General features: G+C 33.4%; 13 protein-coding genes. 4 read left to right on the top strand and 9 right to left on the bottom strand.

Annotated elements, in window-relative coordinates; all coding sequences use genetic code 11:
* Positions 1-2: 2 nt before the first annotated feature.
* From A9G31_RS03460 to grxB, 3 genes are all read left to right on the top strand, one after another.
* Positions 3-1,060, top strand: a protein-coding gene (locus A9G31_RS03460; RefSeq protein ID WP_442902667.1) for an IS3 family transposase whose coding sequence is annotated in 2 segments (ribosomal slippage) — positions 3-231 and positions 231-1,060 — 1,059 coding nt in all. Because the reading frame shifts where the segments join, the coding sequence is not laid out codon by codon here.
* 602 nt (positions 1,061-1,662) lie between these two features.
* Positions 1,663-2,289, top strand: coding sequence for a Pr6Pr family membrane protein (locus A9G31_RS03455; protein ID WP_065560451.1), 627 nt, complete (start codon positions 1,663-1,665; stop codon positions 2,287-2,289).
* Positions 2,286-2,936 (top strand): glutaredoxin 2, encoded by a 651-nt coding sequence (grxB, locus tag A9G31_RS03450; protein WP_065560450.1) that lies wholly within the window; start codon positions 2,286-2,288, stop codon positions 2,934-2,936. The genes A9G31_RS03455 and grxB overlap by 4 nt, the downstream gene beginning before the upstream one ends.
* Before the next feature lie 115 nt (positions 2,937-3,051).
* Here grxB and A9G31_RS03445 read toward each other — a convergent pair whose 3' ends face one another.
* Positions 3,052-4,092 (bottom strand): tagatose 1,6-diphosphate aldolase, encoded by a 1,041-nt coding sequence (locus A9G31_RS03445; protein ID WP_065560449.1) that lies wholly within the window; start codon positions 4,090-4,092, stop codon positions 3,052-3,054.
* A gap of 239 nt (positions 4,093-4,331) precedes the next feature.
* Between A9G31_RS03445 and A9G31_RS03440 the strand changes: the two genes are divergently transcribed.
* On the top strand, positions 4,332-5,648 hold the full coding sequence (locus tag A9G31_RS03440; protein WP_065560448.1) for an MFS transporter: 1,317 nt from the start codon (positions 4,332-4,334) through the stop codon (positions 5,646-5,648).
* 424 nt (positions 5,649-6,072) lie between these two features.
* Here the strand turns inward: A9G31_RS03440 and A9G31_RS11750 are convergent, their stop codons facing one another.
* The 8 genes from A9G31_RS11750 to A9G31_RS03405 form a co-directional block, all read right to left on the bottom strand.
* Positions 6,073-6,240, bottom strand: coding sequence for a hypothetical protein (locus A9G31_RS11750; RefSeq protein ID WP_176700347.1), 168 nt, complete (start codon positions 6,238-6,240; stop codon positions 6,073-6,075).
* A gap of 23 nt (positions 6,241-6,263) precedes the next feature.
* Positions 6,264-6,650: a hypothetical protein gene (locus A9G31_RS03435; protein ID WP_065560447.1), complete on the bottom strand. Its 387-nt coding sequence runs from the start codon at positions 6,648-6,650 to the stop codon at positions 6,264-6,266.
* A gap of 84 nt (positions 6,651-6,734) precedes the next feature.
* Positions 6,735-7,220 (bottom strand): hypothetical protein, encoded by a 486-nt coding sequence (locus A9G31_RS11380; RefSeq protein ID WP_081299330.1) that lies wholly within the window; start codon positions 7,218-7,220, stop codon positions 6,735-6,737.
* Between the two features lie 894 nt (positions 7,221-8,114).
* Entirely contained in the window at positions 8,115-8,960 is an 846-nt protein-coding gene (gene proC / locus A9G31_RS03425; RefSeq protein ID WP_065560446.1) for a pyrroline-5-carboxylate reductase, read from the bottom strand.
* A 16-nt stretch (positions 8,961-8,976) separates the two neighbouring features.
* Complete coding sequence (locus tag A9G31_RS03420) at positions 8,977-9,828, bottom strand: VOC family protein (RefSeq protein ID WP_065560445.1); 852 nt, start codon at positions 9,826-9,828, stop codon at positions 8,977-8,979.
* Positions 9,829-9,839: 11 nt separating this feature from the next.
* Positions 9,840-11,480 carry an ABC transporter ATP-binding protein gene (locus A9G31_RS03415; RefSeq protein WP_065560444.1) on the bottom strand — a complete coding sequence of 547 codons (1,641 nt, stop codon included), beginning with the start codon at positions 11,478-11,480 and terminating at the stop codon, positions 9,840-9,842.
* On the bottom strand, positions 11,477-12,307 hold the full coding sequence (locus A9G31_RS03410; RefSeq protein ID WP_065560443.1) for an ABC transporter permease: 831 nt from the start codon (positions 12,305-12,307) through the stop codon (positions 11,477-11,479). The genes A9G31_RS03415 and A9G31_RS03410 overlap by 4 nt, the downstream gene beginning before the upstream one ends.
* Before the next feature lie 2 nt (positions 12,308-12,309).
* Entirely contained in the window at positions 12,310-13,284 is a 975-nt protein-coding gene (locus A9G31_RS03405; RefSeq protein WP_065560453.1) for an ABC transporter permease, read from the bottom strand.
* Positions 13,285-13,292 lie beyond the last annotated feature (8 nt).

Here is a 13,292-nt window from a genome sequence, read left to right as displayed (position 1 = left end):
AAATCGTCGCTATTTTAAAAGAAGCTGAAGCAGGTATTCCTGTCAAGGAACTCTGCCGTAAATATGGCATGGGTAATTCAACTTTTTATAAATGGCGGGAAAAATACGGCGGAATGGAAACTTCGGATATCAAACGCTTAAAGGAGCTGGAGGCTGAAAACCGTAAGCTTAAACAGATGTTTGCCGAACTGAGCTTAAAATCCCAGCTTCAGGAAGAAATCATAAAAAAGCTGTAGTGCCCACAAAAGCACGTAAAACGTGGGCACAGCAACTACAACAAAATCATTCGGTTACTATTGCTATGAGTTGTGCCATTGTTGGCTTAAGCCGTTGTGCTTACTATTATCAACCTAAGTTACCGGATGATTCGGTGATTGTTTCGGTGTTGAATGCTATCACTGACCGGCATTTGCGCTGGGGCTTTCCTAAATGCTTTAATCGTATCAGAAAGCTCGGCTATAAATGGAATCATAAACGGGTGTATCGGGTGTATTGTGAGTTGAAACTTAATCTCAGGGTAAAGCGTAAACAGCGCATTCCTCCACGAAGCCCAGAAAGGCTATCAGCACCCAATAAACAAGGTGAATGTTGGTCAATGGATTTTATGAGTGACAGTAGTCGTAATCAACGTCGCTTTAGGACATTCAATGTTATCGATGACTTTAATCGTGAGGCGTTAGGGATTGATATTGCAGTAAGCTTACCAGCAGGAAGGATTTCCCGTTACTTAGATAAACTGGCCGAATATCATGGATATCCATTAAAAATACGGGTCGATAATGGGCCAGAATTTACAGGAAAAACCTTTATAAACTGGGCTAAATCACATGATATAACCATTGATTATATCCAGCCCGGTAGCCCTTATCAAAATGGCTTTATTGAACGATTTAATCGTACCTATCGTACTGAAGTACTCGATTTATATCTTTTTAACAACTTAGCACAAGCTAGGAAAATAACCGAAGAATGGCTAACGATTTATAACACCGAAAGACCGCATGAGGCATTAAATAACATGACACCGATTGAGTATAAAACACTAAAACAAGCAGCTTAATTTTCTACGTGAGTTGTGTACTAAGTTTGGGGTATTTACACCACTTACCGCTTCGGTTGTGTCATATTTGCAAGAAAATAACACTGATTAAGCGTTAAGGTAATATATATAGCCATGTCAAATTTTTGATTTTTATTTGTATTTTTACCGTGATAACGTTAAGGCATCTTATAGAATATGATATCCTTTAATCCTCCCGACTTATTTGGCAGAATTTGAACAGCATTATAAAGGGATGTATTACTTATTAAATGAGACATTTAATAAAATATCGCACTGAAAATTAAAACTAAAGATTGAGTCTTACTCAAAAATCGGACAAATACTGCTATGGTATAGTTAAAAATTATAAAATAAACGACTATGATGAAAAAATTTGTCGTCAAGTTTAAACAACAATTGATTAATCATTTAATTACCTATTTATTTTTATATCACTCAGTAGACATTAGTTAGTATGTTTTAGTTGAATTGCATTTTATTTATATATTAAAAACTGATTATTTTAAATTATTTGCATTAATTTAAAATAATCAGTTAACTTTTTGCTTTTATACTGTTTGGTATATACTGATGTACTGTTTTATCTATATTTATTTTTTATGCTAAAGCGAAGTATTAATCTTTTTATAGCACTGTTTGCTATCGCAATTATTGCCATGGAAACTTATATTTATTGGCATACAAAGTTTCGTCCTTGGCAACCAGAATCTTCCATAGGTCGATTAATTTATTATTATAGCTTTTTTACGGTGTTATCAAATTTGATGCTGGCATTAAGTTGTTTGTGGTTATCTGTTAACCCTAATTGTAATCGATATAGTTTTAAAGTTATTCGCTTAAATGGTTTGGCTGGTGTGATTATAACGGCTATTGTGTATAATTTAGTGTTAAGAGGTATCCATACCCCGCCTAATGTATTAATGAAAATCACTAACGAAAGTTTACATGCTGTTATACCTGCTTTGGGTTTATTAAGTTGGCTGATTTGGGGGCCATTTAGACGCATCAACGTTCATGTCATTATAGGATCAATATTATCAATGCTATCTTACGGCATTTATATTTTTGTCCGAGGTTATTATACTAATCAATATCCATACCCTTTTATTAATGTTGTACGAATCGGTTATCCCAAAGCTTTGTATGCTTCAAGTATTGTTTTTTTATTATTTTTGGGGTTAGTTTTTTTATTATGGGCGGTTGAACGCTTAAGGAAGCGAAAATGAAACTGTATATTTATGAGCATTGCCCTTTTTGTGTTAGGGCTAGAATGATTTTTGGTCTAAAAAATATACCGGTTGAAAAACAGGTATTATTGAGTGATGATTTTCAATCGCCAGAGCGTATGATTGGTGAAAAAATGGTGCCTATTTTACAAAAAGATGATGGTAGCTATATGCCTGAGAGTTTAGACATTGTTGATTATGTTGATAACAATTATGGCGATAAACCCATTTTAACAGGTCCTAGATCGTCAGATATCACAGATTTAATAAAACAGTTGCAACAATATGATTATAAGTTAGTGTGTCCACGTTATATAAAACTAGGTTTAGCTGAGTTTGCGACACAAAGTGCTATCGATTCTTTTGTTAATAGTAAATCAAAAAAAATGGGATCGTTTGATGAATGTTTGATGCAAACGGATTCATTAGTGTCTGCCGTATCTGCTATATTAAATAAACTTGAGTTATTGATTGTGTCACCAGATGCATGTAATGGACAATTATCTTTAGATGATATCTGTTTGTTTCCAGTTTTACGGAATTTGACGTGTGTTAAAAGCTTAACTTTTTCATCTAAAATTAAGGATTACCTACAATCAATGGCTAAATTTAGTAAAGTTGATCTATTTTTTGATAAAGCTATTTAATGATTAAAAATGCGGATCTTGCTATTTTTGTTTGATATTAAATCATGGTTCTAAAACGAGATATTAAAAAGAACAGGAAAAATAGGAATAAACCTGTTCTTTTTTGTTTTAGCAATTAATTACCTAATTTAACATCAATCACTTCAATATTATCTTTACCGCCATAGATATCGTACCAAGGTGTTGCATATTGTTTTAATATCTTATTGAGATGCTCAACATTTTCACGACCAGTTTGATCTAGCCAAAGTTTTAAACCTTCTTTGCCTCCATTAGCATAGGCCGCAACACCTTCAAACCATGTTGCTCTACCTCCAAGGATGCCGCTATATTTAGCGCCATTTTCACCAGCAAAAATAAGTTCTTGGTGGAAGGTCTTTGTTGGTACACCAGCACTTAAATAGATAAAAGGGCGGGTTGCTACTTCACTTGCTTGTTTAAAATAGTCAGCAGCTTGTTTTTGTGTGTAAACAACTACATTGTTGTCGTTAAAGCCTTCTACATTCTTAAACAATACGGGAACTTCGACTTTTAAAATATCAATATAATACTGCTCTTTAGTGAACTCTTTTATTGTATTGATGACTTTTTGAGGTTTAATTTTTGCAAATTCAGGACTTTTATCATCGGTTATCACGTTATCATATACAATCGGTTCAACAAATACAGGAATATCAGCAGCTCTAGCTTCATTGCCTAAACGTTCTAAAAAAGCATGTTTTTTGTCTAAAATATCTTGAGGATCATCTGGATTATAATAAACCAATACTTTTGCAGCATCGGCACCTTTTTTTATTAGGCGTTGTAATGAATCCTCAGGCAAAATATCGGGTAATCGTCCTGGAGTACTAGCATCATATCCTGTTTTTTCGTATGACATGATTAATCCAGCATTGCTATTTTTAGCCGCCATGCCTTTAAAACCATATTCTTCATCTAACAAAATTGCACTAACATATTTAGTTAATTCTTGAGAGACAAGTTCTTTAAATTCATACACCATATCGATATGATAACGATCTTTCCCCACAGCAGATTCCATCATTTTAACCATTGAACCGCGTTGATCAATCGCTAATGCTGCAATAATGCCATCTTGGTTTGATAACTGCTGCATACGTGTAAATTTACCACGAGAAATACATTTTTTAGCCATTTTATAGCTCTCCGTTTAGTAAGATGTATTATTGTAGTTCTTTTATTTGGTTGTTTATTAATCATTTGTGCTAGTTTTAAAGATATGCTTAATTTTAATAAATTCAATTGTTATATAGTGGCATTATGATTGAGTTAAATTATTACTTAATTTGTTATCTTCTTTTAAAAGATTAAGTGTTAGAGTATAGTAGTTAAAAATATTAAACTGTTTGTAAACAATAATTTACAAGGATGAACATGCCAAAAGTACTCCATACACCGACAAGAACTCTAAATGCTCAGGATTATAAAACGTTGTCGCTTTCTGCATTAGGTGGAGCATTAGAATTTTATGATTTTATTATTTTTGTCTTTTTTTCTATAACCATTAGTCACCTTTTTTTCCCGAATGATATGCCTGATTGGCTGAGCCAAGTACAGACCTTTGGTATTTTTGCTGCTGGATATTTAATACGCCCATTGGGTGGAATTGTTATGGCGCACTTTGGCGATCGATTTGGTCGCAAAAGGATGTTTACGTTAAGTATACTGCTTATGGCATTACCAACACTATTTATAGGTTGTTTACCTACGTATATTAATATTGGTATTTTTGCACCTTTATTGTTACTGCTTATGCGATTATGTCAAGGCCTAGCTGTAGGAGGAGAAGTTCCTGGCGCTTGGACTTTTGTATCTGAGCATGTACCGAAAAATAAAATTGGATTGGCATGTGGAATATTAACAAGTGGATTAAGCCTAGGTATTTTGCTCGGTTCGCTAGTTTCAACGGCCATGAATAAGTGCTTATCTTCGGAACAACTTATTGATTGGGGATGGCGCATACCATTTATAGTTGGCGGTGTCTTTGGATTGATAGCAATGTATTTACGTCGTTGGTTAAAAGAAACACCAATTTTTCTGGAAATGCAAAATCGTAAACAACAAGAATTAGCTAAAAAAATACCAGTGCTCACTGTATTAACGGGGTATTTACCTCAAACTATTTTATCCATGCTACTCACTTGGGTGTTGTCTGCTGGTATTATGGTTATTATGCTAATGACACCAATTTTATTACAAAAGCAATTTGGTTATTCAGCGATAGATGCGTTGCAAGGAAATATATTAGCTATCATTGGACTAATTATAAGTTGTACATTTTATGGAATGATGATGGATAAATTTGCTATGGGGAAAGTGATGTTAATAGGTTGTGTTATTGCAACTATTGTTATTGCTATTTTTTATCTATCATTAGATAACCCACATCTTTTATTTATTACTTATTCTTTAGCAGGTTTTAGTGTTGGTATTGTAGGCTCTTTTGCTTATTTTATGGTGAGAGTGTTTCCTACCCAAATTCGTTATAGTGGTGTATCATTTTCATTTAACATGGCTTACGCTATTGCGGGCGGATTAACACCTCTGTTGATCTCCTTTTTGAGTGATTTTGTTAGCAAAATGGCACCAGCTATTTATGTTATTGGATTATTTGGATTTGGTGCATTGATTGGATTATATTTATTTATTAAGGATAACAGTCAAAAGTATATAGCTAAAGATATTGCATAATAAATGCTGACCATAGAATTTTAATTATTATTTAATAATATGTTGAAATGGAAAGTATAAGAATTTATTCTTACTTTCCATTTACCTGACCTACCTTATATTCAAACCAGCCAGATTTATTTAAACGATATATCCAACTTATTTTGTTAAAAACTTTCAGGAAAGACTACGTTTTAGTATGGCTTATTAAATAATCAACACTATTAAATAAAATTTTGAAACAACTAAACTTTTTAAAGGATAAGGTAAACTTATCGCAACTAAAAAAGGATCTAATATAAATAAGATTAAACGCAAAAAACGAACATTCAATGATGATTTTAAACATCAAATGCTTGGTTGTTATGATTACCCCACATTTCATCGTGTTTTCTTTTCATGATAATATCAGCTGTTTATTCTGCTCTTTTTATAATGACTTTTCTTAAAATATTCGATTATCAATGTTTAATTGTTTCATTCTGTCAATCCAAGTCCGACGGATGTAATATTTATGCATGCCACCGTTAACTACTTCTGGCTCAAGTCCTGCCCTTGCCAGAAATAGTTTTTGAGCGATAAAGTGTGATACCATTACCCTTAATTTTTTCATATAATTTATAGAGATATAAAAAGCTATTCCTCAACATTAATAGTATAAATTTTTTCAAACTCGCTACCTGGACACATTGTCCCAAATGTACTACTTAAGAATTTAATAATAATTGTTCCGGTCATTTTAGGTGTTCCTTTTACTATAAGATGATTGTATGGACTAGCAGATTTTAAATCGAAAGGCAATAGTTCAAGTCCTGAATTTTCAGATTCAATAAGATAATCAAAAAGTCTATCATCTATAAGACCACCTTTAATATTTATTTCAGCATAATAAGGTTTACCAAAAGAGGCATTGGGTAAAGATTTTGGTAGCACTTCAATTTTTTGTCTACAAAAACATCCAACAAGTGAAAAAACTAAAAATAAATTAATAAGTAAAATTAAATAATATTGAGATCTTTTCATATAATTTATTACGATTAATAGAATTTTTTATTAAAAATAAGTGTTTTTTAAACACTTTTTATCTTATTGCCATATATTTTTTATTTAAGGAATTTTACTTACCACCATAGCTGCGAAGGAGTATTGCATAACCTCACCTAAAGTTCTTCCATGAGCTAACTGATTTTTTACTTTTCCCCATGAATATAATTCAAGTTGTACTTGTTCAGTTAATGCTGTTTGCTCTGTTATTTCCTGACCATTAAATAATTTTAATTTGTCTGTCCAAACTATCCAATGGTTTTTAGTTTTTCCATTACCATATTCAATCATCTGTGCAGCTACCAATACGACAACATGTGTATTAGGGGCAATATAAGAATTTAAACGACATAAATCTTGTAAAGTTAAATGAGTACCTATAATATGTTTCATTAAGCTTGTATTGATTTCGTATAAACTTTTAGCGCCAGCCTTTTCAAACCATGTTTTAAGGTTTACTGCGGTTGTAATACCTGAAACTTGATCATCAGGCGAATTGTAATCAAAAACGCTATTTTCTGTATCCTTAAACTTGCCAAGGTAATCCAATCTATGGACGGAACTTTTGGTTTATATCCTCGATAGCCTTTTTTAAAAAAATTGCTAGGATGACGACAATCATAACTAGGCTCTATTTTTAATGTCCCAATTTTAGTTTTACCGGATTCCCAAAGTTCTTTCACGACCTGACGATATAAGTCTGGTCTATCCATCAATAAACAATAAAAAATGCTGCGGGCCCGCACAGACTTGAATAACCTTGATACGGGAAATTATAATTTTTTGCTAATCTTTTTTGCAAAGCTTTTTCAATTTCAGTTTTGGCAAAAGGATTCAGCGGATCACCAACCGGATGTTCTTTAACTTCAAAAACTCTTGGTTTTAACTGGTTTTAACGTGATTTTTGCATCATATATAGATAATGTACCAGATTGTGTTTCTTTGACTGTTTCATTGTAGTGAAATTCCCTTGATAGCCTCCACTTTTTATCCAACGTAATAAATCCCTTAAGCGGGATAATTGCTGTCATGGTTTCTTTTAATACTTTATAATCCTTTCCAACTAATTTATGGTAAAGATTTAGTTCCAATATATAAGAGGTATTTTCGGGATCTGAAAATATCTAACGAAGGGTGAACTAATGTTTTATTATCAGTTTGCAATGGCTGTTTACCTGTTGATTTAAAAGCATAAATTTTATTACCTTTTGGCATCATATCGCGTTTTTTCGTTTGGTTGTTTATTAATCATTTGTACTGGTTTTAACAATATACACAATTTTAGTAAATTTAGTTGTTGTGTAATAGCATTATAATTTCACCTTTTCCCTTAAAGATATGCTTGCTTAGTTGAGTAAAGTTCAAGCAATTGGTATTTTTTCAGTTATCATTATTGCTATTTTTACATATCACTAGAGCCGGCCTTCCTTTTTTATTTATTATTTATTCATTAGTTGGTTTTTGTGTCGGCATAGGAGGTTTGTGCTTATTTATTTGTCCTAATTCTATAGTACGTTTGACCGCTGTTTGAACACTTCGTTGTAATGCGGCAGCAAAATCACTGTTATTTAATTCATAAAGCCCATTTATACCAACTCCAGCAGGAGAATTATTGATATCAAGTAATTCACGAGGATGTTTTTTGCTTAATCGTAACATTTCTGCAGCTCCATATAGATTTTCAATGGCAATTCGTTTTGCTAAATCTCGATGTAGCCCGGCTAATACTCCTGCATCGACTATTGATTCATAAAAATAATAGATATAATTAGGACCAGCAACGGCATATCCAGTAAAGATGTCGAGCAATGATTCATCAAGTAGTTCCAGTTTACCAAAGCTGCTAAAAAATTTTATGACTAAATATTTTTTGACTACAGATTGATCTTGTGTATTGGTTGCAACACCAGAATAACCAAATTCGGTATCAGTCAAGGTATTGGGAATGGCTCTAATTACTGGTATATCTACTGTTAAAGATTGTTTTATTTGTGATATTGTGACTCCCGCAATTATTGAAATTATAATTGTATTTTTATTTTCTGGTTTTAACTTTTTAATCACCTGTGCCCATTGATCTTGTGGGCGAACACCCAGTACGATAATATCGGCATTGGCTTTTATTTGTTTTGTTGGTTTTATGTTATACATGTTTTGCAGATAATGTAAACGTGAATCATTAATGTCATTAACGAAAATATTATTTGCCGAATATATCTTTTTTGCAATTAATGGGCGTATAATTGCTTCGGTCATTTGACCGCCACCAATAAATAAAATTTTATCCATTATGATACCCTCCTGTTTATCCTTGTTTAAAAATCATAACCACACCAAATGTTTCATTAGCAGGAACCAGAACAGCTTCATTTTGTTTAATAAATGAGATACCGCCGGATTTTAATGCTCGCTCAGTTTGGATTAATGATTGAGTTTTGAATCCTAAAGCAATTTTACGGTCACCTTCATTTTTCGATTCAGCTAATAATGTCCCAAAAAATTTATGTGTGAATGATGGTTTTAAATAATCAATTTGTTTATCTTCGGCTTTTAGGCGTAAGCCACCTTCAATTTCAATAATATTAGCTGTTGGAAATGTTTGTTTTAATAAACTGATAGATTTAGTAGGATCTTTTGCTTCGATTATCACTTTATAAATATTGGTAACACCATTAGGATGATTTTGCCATTCTTTTCGCCAAACTAATTCAGGTGTTAATTGGTCGCAAAAAAAGATCTGCCCATTTGGTGTGTATGACGGATCTAGTCGAACTGTTTTAAAACGAGCTTCGGGAAAGGTTTCATCATTTAATTTAACTGGTCTAAAAAATGATTTTGGTCCATTTCCATCAACTTTTAAGCCATTTTTTACTAAGAATTGAAAGAGTTCGTCGGCATTTTGGGTTTTAAATACAAGCCCTGTTAAGCCATCATCAAACTTCCAACTTGCATCAATTTTACTGGCATTATGAGATTCATAGCCTAAAAGCTCTAAATAGGTTGTGTTAAAAATGGCTAAATTATTACTGGTTCCAAGCGAATGGTGACCTCGTGATGTAATAGTAAAACCAAGTTTTTGGTATTGAAGATTTGCTTTATCAAGTTGATTTGATACGGTTATCACAACATGGTCAATTTGTGGAATAATTTGTGTCATAGATTAACTCCTTAGATATGGATAGCTGGAGACATATCAATTAAACGAGGCGGATTCCAATCTTTCCCAGGAACAGAATCAAGTAAGTTTTGGGTATAAATATGCTTAGGATGTAAAAAAACTTGCGAAGCAATACCTTGTTCAACGATTTTTCCTGATTTCATAACCACAATATGATCGCAAATTTGAGCTGCTACACGAAGATCGTGGGTAATGAATAAGATGGTTAACCCCAACTTCTTTTGTAACTGTGAAAGTAATTCAAGAACTTGAGCTTGAACAGAGACATCAAGTGCAGATACTGGCTCATCAGCAATTAATACTTTTGGTTCTAAAGCCAATGCACGAGCAAGTCCAATGCGTTGTCGCTGACCACCAGAAAATTCATGAGGATAACGATTTAATGCTTCAGTTTCTAAGCCAACAAGTTTGAATAATTCCTTAGCTTTTGTTAGTGCATCATGATGAGATGTGCCATAAAGTTTTGGTCCCATGGCTACTTGGTCACCAACTTTACGGCGAGGATTAAGCGATGCATATGGGTCCTGAAACACCATTTGAATATGTCGAGAATATTGTTTAAGCCTTTTTCCTTTCAGGCTAGCGATATTAATTTGGTCAAAGTCAATTTGACCACTATCAATATCTAGTAATTTGATAATACAACGAGCAAGGGTTGATTTGCCTGAACCGCTTTCTCCAACAATGCCTAGTGTACTACCTTTGTGTAGTTGGAAACTGACATTATCGACTGCATGAGTAGTTCGTCGATTATATTTAAATAAACTTCGATTATGGTAAGTTTTCGAAACATCTATTGTTTTTAGAATGATTTCTTTATTAATACGACGAACATCACCAGGTGTTAATGGTGGTACAGCAGCTATTAACTTTTGAGTATAAGGATGCGATGGACTATTCAATACATCATTAGCATGGCCTTGTTCGACTAATTTTCCTTGCTGCATTACAGCTACACGAGTGGCAATTTCAGCTACAACTCCAAAATCATGAGTAATAAAAAGAATAGAGCTCCCTTTAAGGGTTTGTAACTGGTGGAGCAATTTTAGGATGCAAGCTTGGGTAGTGACATCTAATGCTGTTGTAGGTTCATCGGCAATTAAAATACTAGGTTCAAGAGCTAATGCCATAGCAATCATTGCTCTTTGGCGTTGTCCTCCAGAAAGTTGGTGAGGATAAGCTTTAGCAGCAGCTATGGGATTTGGAATTTGTACATCTGTTAATAATTCTATAACTTTTTGTTTTATTACTTTTTTACTATAATTTGCATGTATAGTAAACATTTCACCAATTTGGTTTTCAATTGTTTTAAGCGGGTTTAATGCTGTCATTGGATCTTGAAAAACCATACCAATACGCGCTCCGCGTATTTTTCGCATTTGATTTTCACTAAAGGTCAATAAATTATCGTTATCAAAATTAATCTCTCCTTGTGAAGCGATTACTCCATCTGGTAATAATCCCATAATTGCATTTGCCAGCATGGACTTTCCTGAGCCACTTTCACCAACAATACAAAGTATTTCGTTAGAATAAAGATCAAGTGATACATTGGTTATGGCATTTTCACGATCAGCACCTCTTGGTAAAGTAATGGTTAAATTTTTAATTGATAGCTTTTTTTCTTTCATCGTTTTTTTAACCTCGGATTTAGAGCATCGTTTAAACCTTGTCCAACTAGTGAAGCAGACAATACAGTTAATAATATTGCAATGCCTGGAATTGCTGATACATACCATTGTTGCCGTAATACCGATCTTCCTCCTCCAACTAAATTTCCCCAAGAGGCAATATTAGGATCGGATAGGCTTAGAAAAGCTAGAGCACTTTCCATTAATATTGCAGTCGATAAAATTACGCTGGCATACATAATTATTGGAGGTAATGCGTTAGGTAATATTTCTTTGAACATTAATCTAATTGAACTCATCCCAAGAGTTTTGCCAGCTTGTACAAATTCACGGTTACGCAATGATAAGAATTCAGCTCGTGTTAATCTGGCAACAGGTGGCCACGAAACAACACCAATAGCAATAACGACAGTATTGATTGTCGAACCAAATACAGCAACCGCTACTAGTAAAAGTAAAAAGTTTGGTAGAATTTGAAATGCTTCAGTGAGACGCATCAAAATATCGTCAACCCATCCACCATAAAACCCTGTAATTGCTCCTATTACAATACCAATAATAATTGAGATTATTGTAGAAATTAAACCAATTAAAAGAGAAACTCTAGCTCCATGAAACAGTTGAGCGGCAATGTTTCTTCCTACTTGGTCAGTGCCAAGATAGAGTTTTAGATTTGTGAATGGCCATTGAAGTGGTCGTCCAGCTAATGCGAGAGAATTGCCAGGGAAAAAATAATCTGCAGTTAACGCAATGATAATAATTAATAGTAATAAAATTAAGCCAAAGCTTGCTATAGGGTTACGAAAATAATCTTTTAATAGCATCATAATTATTGTCCAATAATTCGAGGATCAAGTTTGGTATAGACCATATCAACAATAAAATTGATGACGATAACTAAAATAGCTGAAACAAATACTACACCCAGTAAAGTATTTAAATCACGTTGAACTACTGAGTCGTAAGCTAAACGCCCAAGCCCAGGGATAGCAAAGATGGTTTCAATTACGACTGAACCTCCAAACATAGTACCAACTTGCAAACCAATTATGGTAATCATTGGTAACATAGCATTACGTAAAATGTGTTTAATTAATATTTGGCGCGTTGATAGCCCTTTAGCTTTAGCGGTTTTAACAAAATCAAGTGTTGATACTTCAAGTAATGATGCACGCATGATACGTAAGTAGATGGCCAGATAAACTAATGCTAATGTTATGGTGGGTAAGATCAAATACCATGCAATATCAAGCACAGCAGTAATACCTGTTAATGGCATTCCAACGGTACCAAAACCATTAGATGGTAACCAATTTAAGTAAATTGAAAAAATGACGATTCCCATTAAAGCAAGCCAAAATGAAGGTGTAGAGTAGAAAATTAATCCTAATATTGAAATTAATGAATCTTGCCAACGATTAACCTTTTGTGCAGCAAAAATACCTAAAATTGTACCAAAGGAGAAAGCTAATAAAGTTGCACTGCCCATCAATAATAATGTGGCCGGTAATCGTTCAAGAATAATATAGCTTACCGGTTTATTGTAAATCGCTGATTGTCCCAAATCTAAATGAATTAATCGCCATAAATAGTTTAATACGCGCGAGCTAGTTGATTGATCAAGCTCATAATTATGACGCATTTCGTCAATGATACTTGATTCAGCTCCACCAATTTGGGCGAGTAATGCATCAACAGTATCTCCAGGGGCTAATTGTAATAGTAAAAATAGACCAATTAGAATAATTAACAACGCAGGAATAGTAGTTAATAAGCGTCTAATTGCTAATATGAGTAAATGCATCATTTTGA

The organism is Gilliamella sp. Gris1-4, assembly GCF_001690335.1.
Classification (GTDB): Bacteria; Pseudomonadota; Gammaproteobacteria; order Enterobacterales; family Orbaceae; genus Gilliamella; species Gilliamella apicola_P.
Note: the sequence above shows the minus strand (reverse complement) of the source record. Positions and strands in the feature narration are given on the sequence as shown.

Bases quoted from the DNA above. Each gene is read 5' to 3' on its own strand.
- A9G31_RS11750 (WP_176700347.1), bottom strand. From the start codon at position 6,240: ATGAAAAAATTAAGGGTAATGGTATCACACTTTATCGCTCAAAAACTA.
- A9G31_RS03435 (WP_065560447.1), bottom strand. From the start codon at position 6,650: ATGAAAAGATCTCAATATTATTTAATTTTACTTATTAATTTATTTTTA.
- A9G31_RS03420 (WP_065560445.1), bottom strand. From the start codon at position 9,828: ATGACACAAATTATTCCACAAATTGACCATGTTGTGATAACCGTATCA.
- grxB (WP_065560450.1), top strand. From the start codon at position 2,286: ATGAAACTGTATATTTATGAGCATTGCCCTTTTTGTGTTAGGGCTAGA.
- A9G31_RS03440 (WP_065560448.1), top strand. From the start codon at position 4,332: ATGCCAAAAGTACTCCATACACCGACAAGAACTCTAAATGCTCAGGAT.
- A9G31_RS03415 (WP_065560444.1), bottom strand. From the start codon at position 11,480: ATGAAAGAAAAAAAGCTATCAATTAAAAATTTAACCATTACTTTACCA.
- A9G31_RS03410 (WP_065560443.1), bottom strand. From the start codon at position 12,307: ATGATGCTATTAAAAGATTATTTTCGTAACCCTATAGCAAGCTTTGGC.
- A9G31_RS03445 (WP_065560449.1), bottom strand. From the start codon at position 4,092: ATGGCTAAAAAATGTATTTCTCGTGGTAAATTTACACGTATGCAGCAG.
- A9G31_RS03455 (WP_065560451.1), top strand. From the start codon at position 1,663: ATGCTAAAGCGAAGTATTAATCTTTTTATAGCACTGTTTGCTATCGCA.
- proC (WP_065560446.1), bottom strand. From the start codon at position 8,960: ATGGATAAAATTTTATTTATTGGTGGCGGTCAAATGACCGAAGCAATT.
- A9G31_RS03405 (WP_065560453.1), bottom strand. From the start codon at position 13,284: ATGCATTTACTCATATTAGCAATTAGACGCTTATTAACTACTATTCCT.